The sequence below is a fragment of the Ochrobactrum sp. EDr1-4 genome (assembly GCF_049199085.1).
Taxonomy (GTDB): domain Bacteria; phylum Pseudomonadota; class Alphaproteobacteria; order Rhizobiales; family Rhizobiaceae; genus Brucella.
On the sequence record NZ_JBLZOF010000001.1, the window covers coordinates 981,862 to 1,002,579 of the forward strand.

Consider the following 20,718-nt stretch of genomic DNA (forward strand, 5'->3'; position numbering starts at 1 on the left):
CCATCAACAGCCATGATCGTTTTAGAAAGGTGGGAGGCTGGCACGATGACCCGTGCCGTGCTCGTTGGGGCTGCTTCCTTCCGGACCTGACCCGGTTGGCGAGTGGCTCGTCCACCACCAACCTCCCACGCTGCATATCGTCAATTACCAAGCAAAAAGCAAGCGCAGAGACAAAAAAACTGATAAGAATTATTCTATGGAACAGTTTGAACTCGATAAACGGCTTGATGCCGACACTTTTTCAGTAGCCAAGCTTGGCCTTTGCGAACTGCGCTTGATGAATGACAAGCGCTGGCCATGGCTGATACTTGTGCCGCGACGTGCTAAATTATCCGAGATACACGACCTCACACCGCTTGATCAGACTATGCTGACCTTTGAAGCGGCAATCGTTTCGCAGGCTCTTAAAAGCGCCACCAATTGTCTCAAAATCAATACCGGCGCTTTGGGCAATATGGTTCGGCAATTGCATATGCATGTGATTGCGCGCAATGAAGGCGACGCTGGCTGGCCCGGACCTGTCTGGGGGCATGGCACACGCGAGCCTTATAGCGATGACGAAGCCCACAAGCTGATCGAAGACATTCGCGCAGCACTCTGATCCCCTTCCAAACATTTCCCGAGAACATCATGGCTTTTCGCCTTTACGACCTGCCGGAAATTGAGCCGAGCCGCCTCGTCGGCTTTGCAGGCAACCGCATTGACCGCCTATCCGAAAAACGACAGGACGATTCTGCTTTCACAGCATTGGCATTGCCGGAAACCCGCGTGTTGGTTCTGGGCGGCAACAAGCTTCTGCTTGATTACACGGAAGAACAGGAACCCCGCGCCCTGTACTCGCTCACTGAAGTACAGGCTTTCTCGCCAGATTTGCATGAGCCTATTCTGCTGGGCTTACAGGATGGTGCGCCGATTGTTGCACTGATGGCACCGCTTGATCCGGATGCAATCGAGCAGCCTTACCGCGTGCAGGATTATCGCAGCATTTATATGGAAGGACTGGTTCCTTCGGATATTGTTGGTGCGCTGGCACAGGCTGCAGCACTAACCGCATGGCACAGCAATCATCGCTATTGTGGACGTTGCGGCACCAAAAGCGAAATGCGCGCCGGTGGTGCAAAGCGCGTTTGCCCCAATTGCAGCACTGAGCATTTTCCGCGCACTGATCCGGTGGCGATCATGCTGCCGGTTCGCGGCGAAAAATGCATTCTCGCACGCAGCGCGCATTTTACTGCTGGTTCTTATTCTTGCCTTGCGGGCTTTATCGAGCATGGCGAAACAATTGAAGCAGCAGTTCGTCGCGAAAGCTTTGAGGAAATGGGCTTGGCAATCGGTCGCGTTGGCTATCACGCAAGCCAGCCATGGCCGTTCCCCTATTCACTGATGATTGGCTGTCATGCCGAAGTGCTATCCGACGACTTCACTATTGATCATTCAGAACTTGAAGATGGTCGCTGGTTCGATAAGTCAGAAGTGCGTGCCATGCTCGCAGGCACACATGAAAATGGGCTGCGTGTACCGGCAAGCGGTGCCATCGCAACCCATTTGATCAGAGCCTGGGCAGAGGGTTAGAGCGGCTACGCCGCTCTAATTATTTTCGCGCATTCTCCTACGCGAAACCGGTTCCCACTTTCGCTGGAAATGCGGGTTACTCCGCCGCCAGCAATTGTGTGCCGCGAATATCGCTGCCCTTATAGACGCCAAGAATGCGTACTTCCTTTGAGAAAAACGCCAGTTCTTCCAAAGCAAGCTGCACGTTACGGTCTTCCGGATGGCCTTCAATATCCGCATAAAACTGCGTGGCAATGAAACGTCCACCAACCTGATAGCTTTCCAGCTTGGTCATGTTGACGCCATTGGTCGCAAAACCGCCCATTGCTTTGTAAAGGGCCGCAGGGACGTTGCGCACGCGGAATACGAAGGTCGTGATAATGCGCTCGTCCTTTTCGGGACGTGGTTCCCATTTCTTGGTCTTTGACAGAACAACGAAACGGGTCACGTTGTCTTCTGCGTCTTCAACATTCTCTTCCAGAATATCGAGGCCATAAAGTTCAGACGCTAAGCGTGGCGCAAGGGCCGCCATCGAGCGGTCCTGCATATCTGCAACAAGACGTGCAGCACCTGCCGTGTCGCCTGCGATCACCGGCTTCCAGCCGTTTTCCCGAATGACTTTGCGGCACTGACCCAGCGCATGAACATGGCTGTGAACCGTTTTGATCTCTTCGCGTTTTACGCCCGGAAGCACCATCAACTGAAAATGGATCGGCAGGAAATATTCGCCGACGATATGAATATCAGCCAGCGGCAGCAGATAGTGAATATCGGCAACGCGACCAGCAAGCGTGTTCTCGATGGGAATCATCGCAAGATCGGCAGCACCGCTTTCAACCGCGTTGAACGCATCTTCAAAAGTCGGGCACGGCAAAGGCTCCATATCGGGAAACATGTTGCGGCAAGCCGTATCGGAATTGGCGCCCGCTTCACCCTGAAAGGAAATCCGGTTGGTCTTCATCGTGTCCGTACTTTCTCAAATGCTCCGCAACAATCGAAGCTTATTTATCACAAACCCTTTGCGATAATTTCCCGTGCCCGGTCAAGATCAGCCTGCGTATCAACGCCAAGCGGAACGGTGCGGACAATCTCTGCTTCTATGCGCATTCCGTCTTCAAGGGCGCGCAATTGCTCAAGCTTTTCTCGTTTTTCAAGCACAGATGGGCCAATCTTCACAAAACGCTCAAGCGCCGCACGGCGATAGGCATAAAGACCGATGTGGTGATACAGCGGACCATCGCCATAAGGGGCGGTCGCGCGCGTGAAATAAAGCGCACGCAAACGCTCGCCGCCATTCATTGGTGAGCCGACGATCTTCACCACGTTGGGATTGATCTTTTCCTCATCGAGAGTGATCTCTACGCCGAGCGTTGCAATATCGGCAGAGCCATCAACCAGTGGCAGCAAAGAGCGGCGGATTGTTTCTGGATCGATTGTCGGCAAGTCGCCCTGCACATTGACCACTGCTTCGATCTCGCCATTCGGATCGACTTTTTGCAGCGCTTCATAAATTCGGTCCGAACCCGACTCATGATCACTGCGCGTCATAATGACCTCATGCCCATGTGCCTGAACGGCGGCAAAAACCTCTTCACTGTCTGTCGCTACCACCGTGCGGCCAAGCTTTGCTGCCACAGCCCTGTCTGCCACATGCACGATCATCGGCTTGCCGCAAATATCCGCAAGAGGCTTGTTTGGCAGGCGAACTGAGGCCATGCGCGCCGGAATGAGTGTCAGTGTTTTCAAAGTCTGAAGCATGATCGTCTCGTCATGTGTGGTTTAGCCGGAAAGGTCTTCTTGCGCCTTCTTTTGACATTTATCTACCCACCCATTGCAGCAAAAGTGTCAAAAAGTCACGGGGGTAGCAGACCTTATAAGTGTTGCACCCCCCCGGTAAAAGACCTAGTTTCCGCCCAATGCCGGGGAGAGACTTGCCAGACTTACACATAGGTTTTGCATGCCGGCCTTTGGAGGCGTTGAGTAGAGGGAGCGCTGACCGGCGATGAATTCAACCCGGACGAACAAGTTTATCATGGCTTTTCTAGCCGCAGTTTTTGTTGTCATGACAACCGGCATTCTGTCCGATACGTTGTTTCATGCACCTGCACCTGAAAAACCAGGTTTCATAATTGAAGCAGCAGAGGCTTCAACAGGCGGCGAAGCAGCTCCAGCCAAGGAAGAAGTGTCGATTGCTGTTCTTATGCAATCTGCTGATCCTGCGCGCGGCGAGACAGTTTTCAAGCGTTGTGCTGCCTGTCACACATCTGAAAAAGGTGGAGCCAACAAGGTTGGCCCGCATCTTTGGGATGTAGTGGACCGCCCAGCCGCATCAGTTGATGGCTTTGGCTATTCCGCTGCCATGAAGGCTTTCGGTGCGGAAGGAAACAAATGGGATTATGAACATCTCAACAAGTTCCTCACCTCGCCAAAAGGCTACATCAAAGGCACGGCCATGGGTTTTGCTGGCGACAAAAAGGACAATGAACGCGCTGATCTGATTGCGTTCCTGCGCACCCTTGCCGACAATCCTGCACCGCTTCCAACTGCTGACGCAGCGCCTGCTACAGGTGGCGAAGCAAAGCCTGAAGGCGAAGCAGCACCAGCTGCTGGTGAAGCGGAAAAACCAGCTGATCCAGCACCAGCTCAACCCGCACCGGCTAACTAAAACTCAACAGTTACGAGATAAAAAATGCCGGGCTTTGCCCGGCATTTTTGTTTTGCGCATCAGTTCAGCTTCGGATGACGATCCACCAGAGATTGCCTGCGTATTCTCAGCGCTTCTATATCGCCTTCGAGAGATGCGATCTTTTCGTCAATATCTTCAACGCGTTCTTCAATATGATCATAGGCCTCTTGAAGCAGCAGCTTTGCTTCAGACTTATTCGACGCACTCGGCGTATCGCCACGAAGCGGCTTATTGGCTGTTTCGGGCAGAAAGAACGCCGTTATCAGACCAACGACCGAAGCTATCATCAGATAATAGGCTGGCACATAAAGGCTGTCGGTTGCTTCCACCAACCAGGCGGCCAGTGTCGGCGTCAAGCCCGCGATAATGATCGAGATATTGAACGCGCTCGCCAATGCGCTGTAGCGTATTCTTGCTGGGAACAAAGCAGGCAAGGTTGATGCCATAACACCAGTCAAACAGTTCAGGAAAACCGCTAAGACGAGCAAGCCCGCAAAAATCTGTGGCGTGTTACCGCTCGTAACGAGATGAAACGCGGGCAAGGACAGAAACAACAAACCCAAACTACCAATAAGCAGAAATGGCCTCCGACCAAAACGGTCGCTGAAGAAGCCAACAACCGGCTGCACAAACAGCATTCCTATCATCACAACAATAATGATCAGAACGCCGTGATCTTCAGAATATCCAAGACTTTGCGACAGGTAAGTCGGCATATAAGTCAACAGCATGTAGTAGGTGACGTTGGTTACAAGCACCATGCCGACGCATACGGACAATGACTTCCAATAGTTGCGAACGATCTCTTTGAAAGATATGCGCGGACGATCTTCAATCGCGTCTTTGTCTTCCTTCTCCATACGCTCAAGCTGCTGGGTGAAGGCTGGCGTTTCTTCCGCCGCGTGGCGAAGATAAAGCCCGATCAGCCCAAGTGGCGCAGCCAGATAGAACGGCAGACGCCATCCCCAATCCAAAAATGAAGCCTCGCCCATCATTGTGCTTAGAAACACAACAAGTCCGGCACCCATCACAAAACCAGCGATCGACCCAAAGTCGAGCCAGCTGCCAAGGAATCCGCGTCTGCGATCTGGTGCATATTCCGCCACGAAAATGGCAGCACCTGTATATTCGCCACCAACGGAGAAACCCTGAACGAGCTTGCACACAAGCAGCAAGACAGGTGCCCAGATGCCAATGGTTGCATAGGACGGGATAAGGCCGATACAAAATGTACTCGCGGCCATGATGATAATCGTTAGCGACAAGACTTTTTGACGTCCGAAGCGATCACCCATCACCCCGAAAAATAGTCCGCCGAGTGGGCGGACAAGAAATGGTACCGAAAATGTTGCCAATGCGGCAATGGTCTGAATGCCGGGTGCCGCATTGGGAAAAAACACCTGCCCCAAGGCATAGGCCACAAAACCATAAACACCGAAATCAAACCATTCCATCGCGTTGCCAAGCGCCGCAGCGGTAATAGCTTTTTTCAGTTTAACGTTATCAATGACTTTGATGTCTTGTATTTTTAATGGTTCAACCTGAGTTGCAGTGGCTGAAGTTTCGTTTTGCACCATTCGCCGAGCCTTTATACGCCTTGGTCATATTCGTTATTACTTGCAATAAAGCGGACTACTTCTGAAAAACAAGGCAACTGAACGGAACAATCAGCTTTAAAACGCAAAATGCATCAGCTAGGCAAAAGCAACAATGTTCACCGCGAACCAAGAAAGTGCTAAAAAAGCTGATAATTGAAAGAAAATTTAGTTAGACCAGCTATTTATTGCCCGAGCGCCTTTCTTCCTCCGCAAAAACCCATAAAACTTGGTCCCAATATATCCGAAGCAGAAACGGAGATGCTGGATGAAGGGTTTTTGGGCGGGCGCTTTCGCAGTCACCATGTTGGCGAACGCGGTATCCTTTGGTTACGCGGCGGACGGCGAACCACAATGGCATACCTCTTCCAGCCTTATCGGCGAACCCAAATATCCAGCTGGTTTCAAGCATTATGACCACGTAAATCCTGATGCGCCGAAAGGTGGCGCGCTCAATCAGGTCGCGGTTGGCACATTCAACAGCTTCAATCCTTACGTCATTCAAGGTGTGCCAGCAGCTGGCCTCGCCCCATTCGGCGGCGGGATGCTTTACGACACGCTAATGAGCGACTCGCTTGATCAGGGTTCAACACAATATCCACTGATCGCGGAAGCGTTGCAGTATCCTGATGATTATTCATGGGTGAAGTTCAAGCTCAATCCCAATGCGAAATGGCATGATGGCCAACCGATCACCGCAGATGATGTCATCTGGTCATTCGACGTGCTGAAAAAGCAGTCGCCTATGTATAACAAGTATTATGGCGACGTCGAAAAAGTCGAAAAGACCGGCGACCATGAAGTGAAATTTACCTTCTCAGAAAAGGGCAACCGCGAACTTCCGCAAATCTTAGGGCAGCTTGCCGTGCTTCCGAAGCACTGGTGGGAGGGCAAAGATGCACAGGGAAGGCAACGCGACATCAGCCGTCCGACACTGGAAATTCCGCTGGGGTCAGGTGCTTATAAGATCAAGAGCGCCGTGCCGGGTAGTTCAGTCGTATGGGAGCGCGTTGCCGACTATTGGGGCAAGGATTTGCCGGATAGTGTTGGCCGCAACAATTTTGATGAAGTGCGGTACGAGTATTACTTAAGCGAAGACGCAACGTGGGAAGCCTTCAAAAAAGGTGGCCAATACGATTATCGTAATGAAAATCGGGCGCAGCGTTGGGCCGAGCAGTATAATTTCCCCGCGGTACAGCGCGGCGATGTGGTGAAGAAGTCCTTCCCATATAATGCTGTGGGGCGGATGCAGGGCTATTTCCTCAACACACGCAAAGACAAGTTCCAGGATCCGAAAGTGCGTGAAGCGCTGACATATGCTTTCGATTTTGAAACCATGAACCGTTTGCTGTTCTTCAACCAATATACCCGCATCAACAGCTATTTCTCTGGCAATGAATTGCAGCTCGATGGGCCGCCAACGGCTGAGGAAAAAGCAATTCTTGAAACGGTAAAAGATGCGCTGCCCGCAGCAGCCCTCACAGACGAGTTTAAAGCGCCCGTTTATGACACGCCGCAGGCAACACGCGATAATCTTCGTAAGGCACTGCAACTCTTCGGTGAAGCAGGCTGGAAATTACAGAACAACAAGCTGGTTGACGCCAATGGCAAGCAGTTCACGATTGAGTTTTTAGATGACGGCCCAACGTTTGAGCGTGTCCACAATCTCTATATCCAAAACCTGAAAAAGATCGGTATTGATGCACGAATTCGCACCGTCGATGCCGCCCAGTATCAGGCCCGCCTCAATGATTTTGACTATGACGTCATATCGTCTGTTACCGCACAAACTGCCTCTCCGGGCAACGAGCAGCGCGATATGTGGGGCTCGAAAGCAGCAGACTTCAAAGGGAGCCGTAACTATGCGGGTATCAAGAATCCAGCCATCGACAAGCTGATTGACCGCATCATCTATGCGAAAGATCGTGACGAATTGGTAGCGGCAAGCCACGCGCTCGATCGTGCGCTGTTGTGGAACTACTATGTCATTCCGCAATGGTATTCTGACCACATCAATGTGGCCTATTGGAACAAGTTTGGTATGCCCGATAAGCAACCCGATTATATGGGAATTGACCCGTTTTCGTGGTGGGTAGATCCTGCAAAGGAATCAAAGATCAAGACTGGCACCCAGTAGAGTACCAATAGAATGACCGCTCTTCGCATGGATCGCCGCCATTTTCTCGGGCTTACAGGCAGTGCAGCCATCGCTGCCTGCTTGCCGGGAAAAGCTTTTGCAAAGCTTGCCGTTGATAAGCCCTTGCACGGACTGTCGGCCTTTGGCGAACTGAAATACCCGCCCGAGTTCACGCATTTCGATTATGTGAACCCGGAAGCGCTTAAGGGCGGTACGTTCACGCTCGCACCAAATACATGGTACTGGAACCAGAACACGGCGACATTCAACACACTGAATACGTTGACTTTCAAAGGTGATGCGCCGCCACGTATGGAGTTGACCTTTGACGGTCTTATGGCTTCAGCGCTGGACGAGCCGGATGCAGTCTATGGGTTGATTGCAGAAAGCGTCACGCTTTCCAAAGATCGGCAAACCTGCCTCTTTAAACTGCGCAAGGAAGCGCGTTTTCATGACGGTTCACCGATTGAAGCGAAAGACGTCGTATTCACTTACACGACGCTGAAAGAAAAGGGCCACCCGCATATAAGGCAAACGCTTGCAGCGCTTGAGACTGTAAAGGAAATTAGCAAGCGCGAAGTCGAGATGCACTTTGCTGCTGATCGTGGTGCCAGCGCTATTCTTGATGCCGTGACACTACCGATCTTGTCTAAAGACTGGTTTAAAGGTCGCGATTTAGATACGGCCAACATGGACGTCATCCTTGGATCGGGCGCTTATCGCGTCGGAAAAGTAGTCGCCGGTCAGTCAATCGAATATGAACGCGTTGAAGATTATTGGGCCAAAGATTTGCCGGTGCAGCGCGGCTCCAACAACTTCGATCTTCTGCGCATTGAGTTTTACCGTGATCGCCAACCGGAATTTGAAGCTTTCAAGAAAGGCAGTATCGACTTTCGGCAGGAAAGCATCGCTAAAAACTGGGCTACGGCCTACGACTTCCCGGCTATCGAGCAAAAGAAGATTATCAAACGCACCTTCCCGCGAGAAAAGCGCCCTTTGATGCAGGCATGGGCGCTCAACCAGCGCCGCGAACGCTTTCGAGATCCGCGGGTACGCGAAGCAATCAATCTCTGTTTCGACTTTGAATGGACCAATGCGAACCTGTTCTATTCCACCTATGAACGCTCGCAATCCAACTTCAATGGTTCTGACTTTCAGGCCGTGGGCGTACCAACGCCGGACGAAATGAAGGTGCTGGAACGCTATCGTGGAAAAATTCCGGAAGCGGCGTTTGACGATGTATCGCTCATGCCTGTCTCGGACGGTTCCGGTCGTGACCGCAAGCAGTTTTCACGCGCTATTGAGCTGATGCATGCGGCAGGCTTTGAACGCAAGAACGGCCAGTTTCACAGCCAGAGCGGAGAAAAATTCTCGCTGGAGATACTCAGCAATTCGGAAAGCTTCTCCCGCATCTATAATCCGTTTGTGCAGAAAATGCGGGCAATCGGCATTGATGCCAGTTTGCGACTGGTCGACCCCAGCCAATATCAGGCGCGAATGCAGGATTTCGATTTTGATCTCGTGGGCATAGCGATGCAGTTTGGCGCAACCCCCACAAAAGAATCACTCGCGGGCATGTTCGGTTCGCAATCAGCCAAAACACCGGGCAGCTATAATCTCCCGGGAACTTCCGACCCGATAATCGACGCACTAATCGACGATGTCGGCAAGGTTTCCACACGCGACGAGCTCATTGCAACAATCCGGGTGCTAGATCGCTACTTGCGTATCCGGCTGGAGTGGATTCCAAATTGGACAGCAGCGAATCACCTGGTTGCCTATTGGGATCGGTTTGGCTTTAAGGAGCCGAAACCCGATTATGGCTTTCCGGTTGAGACGCTTTGGTGGACTAAACCGTAATTTTAAAAAGTAAAAAGGCGAAACTATTGGCAAGCCGAGAGAGCAATCTGAACATGCGGAGCATTGAGAGCTGATGGGCGCATATATTTTCCGCCGCCTGCTTCTGATGATTCCGACGATCCTCGGCATTATGGCTATATCTTTTGCTGTGGTTCAGTTTGCGCCCGGTGGACCTGTCGAACGTGTGATTGCGCAGCTATCCGGTCAGGGGGGCGACGCTCTTGATCGTATTTCCGGCGGCGGCGCGGATGCCGGACAAACCGCTATCGATAGCGGCTCGGTCAATTCCAAATATCGCGGCGCGCAGGGTCTTGATCCACAATTCATTGCCGACCTTGAAAAGCAATTCGGCTTCGATAAGCCGCCGCTTGAGCGTTTTGGCCATATGCTCTGGAGCTACATGAGCTTTGATTTTGGCCGCAGTTACTTCCGCGATATCAGCGTCATCGACCTTATCAAAGAAAAGATGCCGGTCTCGATCTCGCTCGGCCTCTGGCTCACGTTCCTGTCCTATCTGATTTCGATCCCGCTGGGCATTCGCAAGGCGATCAAAGAAGGCACCCGCTTTGATACATGGACCAGCGCCATCATTATCGTCGGCTATGCTATTCCGAGCTTCCTGTTTGCGATCCTGCTGATTGTGCTGTTTGCGGGTGGTTCGTTCTTCGACTGGTTCCCGCTGCGCGGCCTCACCTCGCCGGATTTTGCTCAGATGTCAGTTTGGGGAAAGATCGGTGATTATCTCTGGCACATGGTTCTGCCGGTAACAGCGCTCGTGCTGTCGGCCTTTGCCACCACAACGCTTTTGACCAAGAATTCATTTCTGGAAGAAATCCGCAAACAATATGTGACGACCGCACGCGCCAAAGGACTTACGGAACATCAGGTGCTTTACCGCCATGTGTTTCGCAATGCGATGCTGATCGTGATTGCCGGTTTTCCGGGCGCATTTATCTCGGCTTTTTTCACCGGCTCACTGCTGATCGAAACAATCTTCTCGCTCGATGGTCTGGGGCTTCTCGGCTATCAGTCGATTATCAATCGTGATTATCCAGTGGTATTTGCCAGCCTGTTTATTTTCTCACTGATCGGCCTTCTGGTCGGCCTGTTGTCTGATCTGATGTACACATGGATTGATCCGCGCATCGACTTTGACCGGAGGGACGTGTGATGACAGACGCCACTCTCAACCCGATCGCCAAGCCCGTAAAGCGCCCGTTTCTATCGCCGCTCAACAAACGACGCTGGCAGAATTTCAAAGCCAATAAGCGCGGTTACTGGTCGCTGTGGATTTTCCTGTTTCTGCTTGTCGCGGCGCTTTGCTCCGAGTTTATCGCAAATGACAAACCCATCCTCGTTTCCTACAAGGGCGAGCTGCTGACGCCGGTTTTTGTTGATTACCCGGAAGAGAAATTTGGCGGCTTTTATGCCGTCACGGATTATCGCGATCCGGTTATTCAGGACGAGATTAATAGCAATGGCTGGGCACTCTGGCCGCCGGTTCGCTATTCCTACAACACGGTCAATAACGATATTCCAGAAGCTGCGCCATCCAAGCCATTCTGGCTTTATACAGCCGAGCAGCGCTGCCAACGCTATCCACTCGGTGTGAATGATCCAAATTGTATTGTCGGTAACTTCAACTGGCTCGGCACAGACGATCAGGCGCGTGATGTGTTTGCGCGTGCGCTTTATGGCTTCCGCATTTCCGTGCTGTTCGGCCTGATCCTCACCTTCTTCTCAGCCGTGATCGGCGTAACGGCTGGTGCTGTGCAGGGTTATTTCGGCGGCTGGGTCGATCTGATCTTCCAGCGCGTCATCGAAATCTGGTCTTCGATCCCGGTGCTTTATCTGCTGCTGATAATTGCAGCGATATTACCACCCGGATTCTGGGTCTTGCTCGGAATTATGCTGCTATTCTCATGGGTGGCTTTCGTCGGCGTCGTCCGCGCTGAGTTCCTGCGCGCCCGAAACTTTGAATATGTGAATGCAGCCCGCGCGCTTGGCGTGAAAAACGGCACCATCATGTGGCGGCATTTGTTGCCGAATGCCATGGTGGCAACGCTGACCTTCCTGCCGTTCATTCTCAATGGCTCGATCACGACACTGACCGCGCTCGACTTTTTGGGCTTTGGTCTGCCGCCAGGTTCCGCTTCGCTGGGCGAATTGCTCGCCCAGGGCAAGAACAACCTTCAGGCACCATGGCTTGGCATAACCGGCTTTGTCGTCATTTCTCTGATGCTGTCGCTGCTGATTTTCATCGGTGAAGCAACGCGCGATGCATTCGATCCGCGAAAGGCCTTTCTATGAGCGGATCGATGAACAACAAACCATTGCTATCCGTCCGCGACCTTTCCGTTGCGTTCCGCCAGAATGGTGAGGAACGGATTTCCGTTGATCGTGTTTCTTTTGATATCGCCGAAGGAGAGACCGTAGCCCTGGTGGGCGAGTCAGGTTCAGGAAAGTCCGTATCAGCACTTTCGATCCTTAAGCTTCTGCCCTATCCGGCTGCGAGCCATCCTTCCGGTGAAGTTCTTTTCAACGGCAAGGATCTGATGAAAGCATCCGAGCCAGAGTTGCGGCACGTGCGCGGCAATGATGTGACGATGATCTTTCAGGAACCGATGACATCGCTCAATCCATTGCATACGGTGGAACAGCAAATCGCTGAAATCCTAAAAATGCATCAGGGCATGGGTGATCAGGCGGCGCGCAAACGCACGCTCGAGCTTCTGCATGAGGTTGGTATCCGCGAACCGGAAAAACGCCTCGCATCTTTCCCGCATCAGCTTTCAGGTGGGCAGCGTCAGCGTGTGATGATCGCCATGGCACTGGCCAACAAGCCAAAACTGCTAATCGCCGACGAGCCGACAACGGCGCTTGATGTGACTGTCCAGGCACAGATTCTGGAGCTTCTTGCGGAACTCAAAGCCTCGCAGGGCATGTCGATGCTCTTCATTACCCATGATCTCGGCATTGTGCGCAAGATCGCCGATCGCGTCTGCGTGATGAGCAAAGGCAAGATTGTCGAAGCTGGACCGACGAAAGAAATTTTCGAAAATCCGCAACACGAATATACCAAACATCTCCTTGCAGCAGAACCAAAAGGTGAGCCGCCCGTAGCCGACCTCACTGCCGAAACGGTGATGGAAGGCAAGGATATCCGCGTCTGGTTTCCAATCAAGAAAGGCTTTCTGCGCAAGACAGTCGATCATGTGAAAGCCGTGGACGGCATCGACGTACAACTGCGTGCAGGTCAGACGCTTGGCGTGGTGGGTGAATCGGGATCTGGCAAAACCACGCTTGGTCTCGCACTTTCGCGCATGATTTCATCGAAAGGTGAAATCCGCTTTGATGGCCGCGATATTGCGCAATTCAGCTTCAAGGATATGCGGCCGCTGCGTCGTGAAATGCAGATCGTGTTTCAGGACCCGTTCGGATCACTCAGCCCACGCATGACCATCGCTGATATCATTGCGGAAGGGCTTCTGGTGCATGAACCGAAGCTTTCTGCCGATGCGCGCGACGAGCGGGTTGTTTCTGCACTCAAGGAGGTGAACCTCGACCCTGAAACCCGTTTCCGCTATCCGCACGAGTTTTCCGGCGGTCAGCGCCAGCGCATCGCGATTGCACGCGCCATGGTGCTCAACCCAAAATTCGTGATGCTGGATGAGCCAACCTCGGCGCTTGATATGAGCGTTCAGGCGCAGGTTGTCGATCTGCTGCGCGCATTGCAGAAGAAGCATGATCTGGCTTATCTTTTCATAAGTCACGACTTGAAAGTGGTGCGTGCACTGGCCAATGATGTGCTGGTTATGCGCAATGGCAAAGCAGTCGAATATGGAACGTCAAAGGAAGTCTTTGCCAATCCAAAGACTGACTACACCAAAGCGTTGATGGCAGCGGCTTTCCACATGGAGGCCACACCGGGAGGAGTTAAGCAATGACAAGCAATAATGATGGCAACATTCTTCTCGCAATAACCAATTGGGACCCGGCAACCTGGACCGATAGCTTCAAGGCACATGCGCCTGAACGCAATGTCGTGACAGAGCGTGCGGAGAACGATCCAAACATCGAATATGCGCTTGTGTGGAAGCAGAAGCCCGGCTCGCTGACCAATTTGCCAAATCTTAAGGTGATCTTCTCGCTGGGCGCTGGCGTTGATCATGTGTTCCATGATCCGCATATCCCGGATGTACCACTGGTGCGTGTCATTTCCGATGATCTCACCATGCGCATGACCGAATATGTCGTCTGGCAGGTGCTTGATCATCATCGTCTCGGCGCAAGCTATCGCAAGCAACAGAAGAACCACATCTGGCACGAGGATCCGCGCCAGCCGGCAGCACATGAAGTCACAGTCGGCATCATGGGGCTTGGCGTGCTTGGTCGCGACGCAGCCGAAAAGCTCAAAACATTAGGCTTTAATGTGACTGGCTGGAGCCGCCGCCCGCAGGAAATCGATGGCGTTCAGACATTTAGCGGCAAAGAAGGTTTTGGGCGTTTTCTCAAGACCGCCGATATTTTCGTCTGCCTGTTGCCTTTGACGCCTGACACCAAGGGCATCCTCTCTATGACCATGTTCGCACAATTGAAAAGCGATGGGCCACTTGGTGCACCTGTGCTTATCAATGCGGGTCGTGGGGGCTTGCAAAATGAAGCGGATATTCTGGCGGCACTTGATCGTGGATTGCTATCTGCAGTGACGCTTGATGTGTTTAATCAGGAACCTTTGCCTTCTGAAAGCCCGCTCTGGACGCATCCAAAAGTGACGATCACCCCGCATGCGGCAGCAAGCTCGTCTGCAAACGCAATTGTTCCGCAGATCATTCGTCAGATTGAAGCCTTTGAACGCGACGGAACACTCGAAAACGTGGTTGACCGCGCTACGCAGTATTAAAAGATTACCCGGCTAAGCATCATGCGCGATTATTTTGCGCATGGTGATAGACGTTGTGCGGTCAAAACCCGGATGGGCCGTCTCGGCAATCTTGCGAAAACCAAGCTTTTCAAAAACAGCATGATTACGCGTGAGTTCTATCCGCGTTTGCAGCTCTAGTTCAGGCTTGCCATGCGCAACAGCCTGATTCTCTGCCTCTTCCAACAAGCTACGACCAATGCCTTGTCCCTCAAAGGCCGGAGCAACAGCAAGCTTGCCGAGATAGAAGTGATCCTCTTTTTCTTTGATAAACACACAGCCAGCGAGTCTGTCACCGAGAAAGGCTGCAAAGCCCAGCTCGTCCTGGGCTTTTGTCTGCAAGTTTTCAACCGTCAGCACATGTGCGGAGGATGGCGGGTCAATCACGCCATCCATATAAGCAAAACTATTTTGAATGAGCTCCAAAAGCTCGTTCCAGCGCTCAAAATCTGCACCAATCGGAGCGATACGAACAGAAGTCATTTGGGTTTGCGTGCCTTGTAGCGAATAGTTTCAAAACGCACATTCAATGCATTGTAGAGCAACAAGCGGCCCACAAGCGGTTCACCAATACCAGCTATCAGCTTGATCACTTCCATAGCCTGCAAACTTCCAATCACGCCCGGCAACACACCCAGAACACCAGCTTCAGCGCATGTTGGGATGGAACCCGCTGGCGGCATATCCGGAAACAGATCACGATAGGACGGATTTTGTGTGCCGTCAGCGCCTTTTGCGTAAGGCATAAGCACTGTCACCGTGCCATCAAAGCGCCCCATAGCGCCTGAAACCAGCGGACGCTCGGCAAGCGCACTTGCGTCGGCCAAAGCATAGCGGGTGGCGAAATTGTCAGAGCCATCAACAACGACATCATACTGACTGATTAAAGCCTGCGCATTTTCGCCATTAAGCCGCAAGGAGTGCGTTTCGACGCTTACATGCGGATTGATGCGGGCAATAGACGCTTTGGCGCTCTCAACCTTGCTATGCCCCACGCTGTCTGTGTCATGGATCACCTGTCTTTGCAGGTTAGAAAGCGAAACTGTGTCGTCATCGACGAGGCCAATCGTCCCAACACCCGCGGCTGCCAGATATTGCAGCACCGGCGCGCCAAGCCCACCTGCGCCAACAATCAGCACACGGGCAGCTTTGAGCTTCTGCTGGCCCGGTCCGCCGATTTCCGGCAACACGATATGGCGCGCATAGCGTTCCAATTCTTCAGATGAAAAAGGCTTTGATGATGCATTCATGATGCTTGAACATAAGCCTGCTCACATGCGCTGTCAGCGACTATTTTCAGATTTTCGTCAGTTCGCCCGCTGCAACATTGAAAAACTGCGCATCGCCTTCAAGCGCTTCAAACAGAGAACGATCAGTGCCGGTCATAAAGGCCTGTCCGCCAAGATCATCAAGAATGCCGAAAAGGGCCGCACGGCGTCCCGTATCAAGATGTGCCGCGATTTCATCGAGCAACAGAATCGGGGCCATGCCGGAAAGCTCGCCTGTTAGGCGAGCATGGGCCAGAATCAGACCAATCAAAAGAGCCTTTTGTTCGCCGGTCGAGCACAGCGCGGCGGGCATGGATTTTGGCCGATGCTGCACAATCAAATCGGTGCGATGCGGACCTTCCAGCGTGCGCCCCGAAGCGCGATCACGCGGACGACCATCGCGCAACTGACGGCGAAAATCCTCTTCCAGATCAAGTGCTGCTTCCAGACCTATGCGCTGTTCCAACGATCCTTCGAGAAAACAATCAGCTTTCGGGAATGGACTTTCGGCAGGCAAGCGCTCAATCATCGCAGCAATCAGCCGCATCGCTTCCGCGCGCGCTGCTGCTATAGCGATACCAAGCTCGGCCATCTGGCTCTCAATCGCATCAAGCCACTGATTGTCGTTGTTGCCATCACTCAGAAGACGATTGCGCGAGCGCATTGCCTTTTCATAATCGAGCACACGTTTGCCGTGGCCTGTATCAATGGCCAGAACCATGCGGTCGAGAAAGCGCCGCCTGTCCGATGCGCCGCCGGTGAACAGCCCGTCCATTGACGGAACTACCCACAACACACGCGCATAATCAAGAAGCTCGTCACCCGATGCAGCATTACCGTTGATACGGACCTTACGGCCACCTTCGCCGCCGCCTGCCGTACCTGTGCCGATTTCGGCATCACCATAAATCATGCAATCAAGTGTGGCGTGAATTGCAAAGCCATCATGTCCGGTCGTGCGCGCGACATCATCATAAGACGCGCGCCGCAGGCCCCTTCCCGGCGACAGGAAAGAAAGAGCTTCAATGAGATTGGTTTTGCCTGAGCCGTTTTCGCCTGTCAGCACAACATGGCCGGGGCCGAGTGGAAGCGTGAGTTCCGCATAGTTACGGAAATCAGAAAGTTTAAGCCGCCGGACCGAGACACGATCCGGGCGGCTTTCTATGTTGTTTCTTGTTTCCACTATCCGCTTCTTTAAGGACTGTTGCTATTCTGGTTATGGCGAGCCGAAAATGGTGATTTTCGAGACCCGGAGCGCAGCGTACTAAAGGTACGTGAGCCTAGGTAAGCGCAGAAAAGCGCCGTTTGCAGGCCGCCAGAGCCGGAATATGACGCCCTAAACGCGCATCGGCATCAAAACATAGAGCACATCTTCATCGCCGGTATCGCGCACCAGCGTTGGCGAACCAGCATCAGCCAGCATGAAGACAGCATCCGAGCCAGAAAGCTGGCTGGTGATGTCGAGCAGATATTTCGAGTTGAAGCCGATATCGATTGGATCATCATTATAATCGGCTGCGAGTTCGTCGGTTGCACTGCCCGAATCGGGATTGTTGACCGTGAGCGTCAGCTGACCATCGGCAATCGAAAGCTTGACCGCACGACCGCGCTCGCTCGAAATTGTCGAAACACGATCAACGGAAGCAGCAAAATCCTGACGGCCAATCGTAAGCTTCTTATCGTTGCCTGAAGGAATCACCCGCTGATAATCAGGGAATGTACCGTCGATCAGCTTGGACGTCAGAACAACCGAACCAACGGTGAAACGAATCTTTGCATCGGACAGTTCAACCGAAACAACAGTATCCGGCACATCGACGAGCTTTTGAAGTTCGGCAACGGTTTTACGAGGAATAATGATTCCCGGCATGCCTTCGGTGCCCGAAGGCGCTTCAAGTTCAGCGCGTGCCAGACGATGGCCATCTGTTGCCACCGCACGCAGCTTCAGTGCGCCATCGCTTTCAATCGCATGGAAATAAATGCCGTTGAGGTAATAACGGGTTTCTTCCGTCGAGATCGCAAATTGTGTGCGATCAATCAGACGCTTCAAAGCCAGCGCCTCAATGCGGAATGTATGGGTGAATGAGCCGGAAGTCAGTTCCGGGAAATCGGACTGTGGCAGGCACTGCAAGCGGAACGACGACTTACCCGACACAACCGACATCGAGCCGCCATCAGGATTGGTCGACAACATCACTTCCGCACCATCGGGAAGCTTGCGCACGATGTCATAAAGCAGATGTGCAGGAACTGTCGTGGCACCCGCCTGCTCTACCATTGCAGCCGTCGCTTCATTGACTTCAAGGTCAAGGTCGGTGGCTTTCAGTGCAAGGCTTGCACCCTCTGCCTGCAAAAGCACGTTCGACAGAATCGGAATCGTATTGCGACGCTCGACGACGCGATGCACGTGATTGAGGGATTTAAGAAGGTTCGACCGTTCCAGGGTTACACGCATATTGAAACGCACTCGCTCTCTAGGACTGGGCAACCGCGCAACGGGCAGACACCCTTATCAATACGGCGCTTATCGCGCCCGAAGGTTTGTTAAAGTGCCAGATTTATAAGCTCAAAAGCAAGCCCATGCCGCGTCGCAAATCGACACGGCATGGGCTTTTTGTTGATAACCACTGTGAACAGCGGGGATGTCTGCGAAATTAGGCAGCCTGATCGTTAATCAGACGCTTCAACAGTTCCAATTCCTGCGCAAGCTTGGTGTCAGCACCAACAAGATCTTCGATCTTACGAACTGCGTGAAGAACCGTCGTGTGATCGCGACCGCCAAAGCGTCGGCCAATTTCCGGAAGTGAACGCGGCGTCAACATCTTGGCCAGATACATGGCGACCTGACGCGGCTTAACGATGGTACGTGTGCGACGGCTCGAGAGCAGATCCTGCTTCGATACGTTGTAATGTCGCGCAACAATGCGCTGAATTTCTTCAATGCGAATACGCTTTGGCTCGCCTACGCGGGTGAGGTGGCCAAGCAATTCATCAACGCGATCAATCGAAAGATTAGGCTCGAACGACTGACGGAACAGAAGCTGGTTGAAAGCGCCTTCCAGCTCACGGCCCGATCCGGTGACCGTGCGAGCAACATGCGAAAGAATTTCATCGCTGATGCTGAGGCTTGGGTCTTCGACTTGTGCAGCCGTTAGACGGCGGCGCATCATTTCAACGCGCATTTCATAATCTGGTGCTGCAACTTCGAGAGCCACACCACCCTGAAGACGCGAGCGAACGCGGACATCAAGCGATTCCAGTTCCGATGGTGCACGGTCAGCAGCCACAACAACCTGCTTGGCGCTATCAAGCAGCGTGTTCAGAAGATGGCAGAACTCGTGCTGGATCGACTTGCCTTGCAGGAACTGCATGTCGTCAATGACCAGAAGGTCGATGTCGCGGAGCTGTTCCTTGAACGAAAGTGCATTGTTGTCGCGTATAGCGGTCGCAAAGCGCCACATGAAGTATTCAGCAGTCAGATAAACGACGCGTGCCTTTTCCTGACGCTGCAAAGCGGCTGCCGCAATCGCCTGTAGCAGGTGAGTTTTACCAAGACCAACAGATGCATGAATAAACAGCGGGTTGAAGCGAACTGCACTTGTGCCTGCTTCAGCAATAGTGCGGGCAGCAGCAAGGGCCACACGATTGGACGCGCCATCAATGAAAGAATCAAACGTGTAACGCGGATCAAGCGGCGAGCCGAGAACAGCACCAGATGCAGCAACAGAGTCTGCAACAACTGCTGAGCCACGCTTTTCAGCGCTTGGCTGACCGACAGGGAAAGCCACCTTCTCACGCAAACCTGAAAGTGGCTTAGTTTCAGAAGCTTCATTCGTTTCAGCAGGTGCTGCAGCACGAACCACACGGCTCATTCCGCGCACGACAACTTCAACTTTCAGAATCTGCGGATTTTCTTCCTGCCAAAGCTCGGTCAGCAGGTCGGAGTAGTGATTGTTGATCCACGAGCGCAAGAAGGCTGTTGGAACCGACAAGCGAACAACACTTTTGGAAAGATCGTCAAGCTTAAGGCGACCAAACCAGCTCGAATAGATCTCGCTGCCAACGCGGGCTTTGAGCTTTGCTGTCAGACGTTCAAAAACGTCATCACCAATTGGCGACTCAGCGCTCACCACGAGGCTGTTTTCTTTTCCAGTTGCAGAAGATCCATGGATACGGTTCGCATGCGCATCATCACCCATCGTTGCCGTCGACTTACCAGTCATCATTGCCATCGTCTCGCCTGCCTTCACATTCTTACGCGCCATTTTTACGGCGCTTATCTTTTTTTCCTGCTTAAGGTCGCCAGATCTTATGATCAGGTCGCCTCGCTGGTACTCACTCTAAACTGGCGCCTCATGTCGAGGGCCAAACACAAACTCAAAACGGTCTACGCATCAAACAGCTATCACGGACCGGTGCCCGGATGCTCCTTTCCGGCTACGCGTTACGACTCATACAATTCTTGCTCAAGGCTGATTGCCCGGAACGACTCTTGCGACAACCATTCAATTGACGAGCATGTGCCTAAAGCAGCAATCCGGTTAATGAATGGTAAGCAATCGTCGAAAGAGACAAACTTAATAGGATCAGGAACTTAAGACCAGAATTAAGCAATCGCAGACATACATGCCCACGCCAAAGAAACTTCAATTTAATGCTAACTCCGGGCCAAGGCCCACCCCTCTTGTGCTCTGACTTTA

Annotated in this window: 17 protein-coding genes and 1 other RNA gene; 9 read left to right on the forward strand and 9 right to left on the reverse strand. The window is 52.6% G+C overall.

Features of this window, described 5'->3' with window-relative positions:
* Window positions 1-29: 29 nt before the first annotated feature.
* An RNA gene (gene ffs / locus ACOZHT_RS04855) (signal recognition particle sRNA small type) lies at window positions 30-126 on the reverse strand.
* A gap of 70 nt (window positions 127-196) precedes the next feature.
* Between ffs and ACOZHT_RS04860 the strand changes: the two genes are divergently transcribed.
* Window positions 197-601, forward strand: a complete 405-nt coding sequence (locus ACOZHT_RS04860; protein WP_339509208.1) for an HIT family protein — start codon at window positions 197-199, stop codon at window positions 599-601.
* A 29-nt stretch (window positions 602-630) separates the two neighbouring features.
* Window positions 631-1,572 carry an NAD(+) diphosphatase gene (gene nudC / locus ACOZHT_RS04865; protein WP_421565354.1) on the forward strand — a complete coding sequence of 314 codons (942 nt, stop codon included), beginning with the start codon at window positions 631-633 and terminating at the stop codon, window positions 1,570-1,572.
* Window positions 1,573-1,648: 76 nt separating this feature from the next.
* Here nudC and ACOZHT_RS04870 read toward each other — a convergent pair whose 3' ends face one another.
* Together ACOZHT_RS04870 and ACOZHT_RS04875 are read right to left on the reverse strand one after the other, a co-directional pair.
* Window positions 1,649-2,512 (reverse strand): prephenate dehydratase, encoded by an 864-nt coding sequence (locus ACOZHT_RS04870; RefSeq protein ID WP_250039317.1) that lies wholly within the window; start codon window positions 2,510-2,512, stop codon window positions 1,649-1,651.
* A 47-nt stretch (window positions 2,513-2,559) separates the two neighbouring features.
* Window positions 2,560-3,309 carry a 3-deoxy-manno-octulosonate cytidylyltransferase gene (locus ACOZHT_RS04875; RefSeq protein WP_339509206.1) on the reverse strand — a complete coding sequence of 250 codons (750 nt, stop codon included), beginning with the start codon at window positions 3,307-3,309 and terminating at the stop codon, window positions 2,560-2,562.
* A 244-nt stretch (window positions 3,310-3,553) separates the two neighbouring features.
* Between ACOZHT_RS04875 and ACOZHT_RS04880 the strand changes: the two genes are divergently transcribed.
* Window positions 3,554-4,216, forward strand: a complete 663-nt coding sequence (locus ACOZHT_RS04880; protein ID WP_339509205.1) for a cytochrome c family protein — start codon at window positions 3,554-3,556, stop codon at window positions 4,214-4,216.
* A 59-nt stretch (window positions 4,217-4,275) separates the two neighbouring features.
* Here ACOZHT_RS04880 and proP read toward each other — a convergent pair whose 3' ends face one another.
* Window positions 4,276-5,814, reverse strand: a complete 1,539-nt coding sequence (gene proP, locus ACOZHT_RS04885; RefSeq protein ID WP_339509204.1) for a glycine betaine/L-proline transporter ProP — start codon at window positions 5,812-5,814, stop codon at window positions 4,276-4,278.
* Between the two features lie 286 nt (window positions 5,815-6,100).
* Here proP and ACOZHT_RS04890 point away from each other — a divergent pair, with 286 nt between their 5' ends.
* The 6 genes from ACOZHT_RS04890 to ACOZHT_RS04915 all read left to right on the forward strand — a co-directional run bounded on the left by ACOZHT_RS04890 (window position 6,101) and on the right by ACOZHT_RS04915 (window position 14,732).
* On the forward strand, window positions 6,101-7,969 hold the full coding sequence (locus ACOZHT_RS04890; protein WP_339509203.1) for an extracellular solute-binding protein: 1,869 nt from the start codon (window positions 6,101-6,103) through the stop codon (window positions 7,967-7,969).
* Window positions 7,970-7,981: 12 nt separating this feature from the next.
* Entirely contained in the window at window positions 7,982-9,829 is a 1,848-nt protein-coding gene (locus ACOZHT_RS04895; RefSeq protein WP_339509202.1) for an extracellular solute-binding protein, read from the forward strand.
* A 73-nt stretch (window positions 9,830-9,902) separates the two neighbouring features.
* Window positions 9,903-11,000: a microcin C ABC transporter permease YejB gene (locus tag ACOZHT_RS04900; RefSeq protein WP_339509201.1), complete on the forward strand. Its 1,098-nt coding sequence runs from the start codon at window positions 9,903-9,905 to the stop codon at window positions 10,998-11,000.
* A complete protein-coding gene (locus ACOZHT_RS04905) occupies window positions 11,000-12,139 on the forward strand; it encodes an ABC transporter permease (protein WP_339509200.1) in 1,140 nt (379 codons plus the stop codon). The genes ACOZHT_RS04900 and ACOZHT_RS04905 overlap by 1 nt, the downstream gene beginning before the upstream one ends.
* Window positions 12,140-12,147: 8 nt before the next feature.
* Window positions 12,148-13,776 carry an ABC transporter ATP-binding protein gene (locus ACOZHT_RS04910; RefSeq protein WP_339509199.1) on the forward strand — a complete coding sequence of 543 codons (1,629 nt, stop codon included), beginning with the start codon at window positions 12,148-12,150 and terminating at the stop codon, window positions 13,774-13,776.
* Window positions 13,773-14,732 carry a glyoxylate/hydroxypyruvate reductase A gene (locus ACOZHT_RS04915; protein WP_339509198.1) on the forward strand — a complete coding sequence of 320 codons (960 nt, stop codon included), beginning with the start codon at window positions 13,773-13,775 and terminating at the stop codon, window positions 14,730-14,732. The genes ACOZHT_RS04910 and ACOZHT_RS04915 overlap by 4 nt, the downstream gene beginning before the upstream one ends.
* 12 nt (window positions 14,733-14,744) lie before the next feature.
* Here the strand turns inward: ACOZHT_RS04915 and ACOZHT_RS04920 are convergent, their stop codons facing one another.
* From ACOZHT_RS04920 to dnaA, 5 genes are all read right to left on the reverse strand, one after another.
* Window positions 14,745-15,233, reverse strand: a complete 489-nt coding sequence (locus ACOZHT_RS04920) for a GNAT family N-acetyltransferase (protein WP_339509197.1) — start codon at window positions 15,231-15,233, stop codon at window positions 14,745-14,747.
* Window positions 15,230-16,000, reverse strand: coding sequence for a molybdopterin-synthase adenylyltransferase MoeB (locus ACOZHT_RS04925; protein ID WP_339509195.1), 771 nt, complete (start codon window positions 15,998-16,000; stop codon window positions 15,230-15,232). Before ACOZHT_RS04925 ends, ACOZHT_RS04920 begins: the two co-directional genes overlap by 4 nt.
* Window positions 16,001-16,046: 46 nt before the next feature.
* Window positions 16,047-17,201 carry a DNA replication/repair protein RecF gene (gene recF / locus ACOZHT_RS04930; protein WP_339509194.1) on the reverse strand — a complete coding sequence of 385 codons (1,155 nt, stop codon included), beginning with the start codon at window positions 17,199-17,201 and terminating at the stop codon, window positions 16,047-16,049.
* A gap of 153 nt (window positions 17,202-17,354) precedes the next feature.
* Window positions 17,355-18,473: a DNA polymerase III subunit beta gene (gene dnaN / locus ACOZHT_RS04935; protein WP_339509193.1), complete on the reverse strand. Its 1,119-nt coding sequence runs from the start codon at window positions 18,471-18,473 to the stop codon at window positions 17,355-17,357.
* 199 nt (window positions 18,474-18,672) lie between these two features.
* Window positions 18,673-20,244, reverse strand: a complete 1,572-nt coding sequence (gene dnaA / locus ACOZHT_RS04940) for a chromosomal replication initiator protein DnaA (protein ID WP_421565397.1) — start codon at window positions 20,242-20,244, stop codon at window positions 18,673-18,675.
* Between the last annotated feature and the right edge of the window lie 474 nt (window positions 20,245-20,718).

Coding starts and splice junctions, on each gene's coding strand:
- ACOZHT_RS04860 (WP_339509208.1), top strand. CDS start 197: ATGGAACAGTTTGAACTCGATAAACGGCTTGATGCCGACACTTTTTCA.
- nudC (WP_421565354.1), top strand. CDS start 631: ATGGCTTTTCGCCTTTACGACCTGCCGGAAATTGAGCCGAGCCGCCTC.
- ACOZHT_RS04870 (WP_250039317.1), bottom strand. CDS start 2,512: ATGAAGACCAACCGGATTTCCTTTCAGGGTGAAGCGGGCGCCAATTCC.
- ACOZHT_RS04875 (WP_339509206.1), bottom strand. CDS start 3,309: ATGCTTCAGACTTTGAAAACACTGACACTCATTCCGGCGCGCATGGCC.
- ACOZHT_RS04880 (WP_339509205.1), top strand. CDS start 3,554: ATGAATTCAACCCGGACGAACAAGTTTATCATGGCTTTTCTAGCCGCA.
- proP (WP_339509204.1), bottom strand. CDS start 5,814: ATGGTGCAAAACGAAACTTCAGCCACTGCAACTCAGGTTGAACCATTA.
- ACOZHT_RS04890 (WP_339509203.1), top strand. CDS start 6,101: ATGAAGGGTTTTTGGGCGGGCGCTTTCGCAGTCACCATGTTGGCGAAC.
- ACOZHT_RS04895 (WP_339509202.1), top strand. CDS start 7,982: ATGACCGCTCTTCGCATGGATCGCCGCCATTTTCTCGGGCTTACAGGC.
- ACOZHT_RS04900 (WP_339509201.1), top strand. CDS start 9,903: ATGGGCGCATATATTTTCCGCCGCCTGCTTCTGATGATTCCGACGATC.
- ACOZHT_RS04905 (WP_339509200.1), top strand. CDS start 11,000: ATGACAGACGCCACTCTCAACCCGATCGCCAAGCCCGTAAAGCGCCCG.
- ACOZHT_RS04910 (WP_339509199.1), top strand. CDS start 12,148: ATGAACAACAAACCATTGCTATCCGTCCGCGACCTTTCCGTTGCGTTC.
- ACOZHT_RS04915 (WP_339509198.1), top strand. CDS start 13,773: ATGACAAGCAATAATGATGGCAACATTCTTCTCGCAATAACCAATTGG.
- ACOZHT_RS04920 (WP_339509197.1), bottom strand. CDS start 15,233: ATGACTTCTGTTCGTATCGCTCCGATTGGTGCAGATTTTGAGCGCTGG.
- ACOZHT_RS04925 (WP_339509195.1), bottom strand. CDS start 16,000: ATGAATGCATCATCAAAGCCTTTTTCATCTGAAGAATTGGAACGCTAT.
- dnaN (WP_339509193.1), bottom strand. CDS start 18,473: ATGCGTGTAACCCTGGAACGGTCGAACCTTCTTAAATCCCTCAATCAC.
- dnaA (WP_421565397.1), bottom strand. CDS start 20,244: ATGATGACTGGTAAGTCGACGGCAACGATGGGTGATGATGCGCATGCG.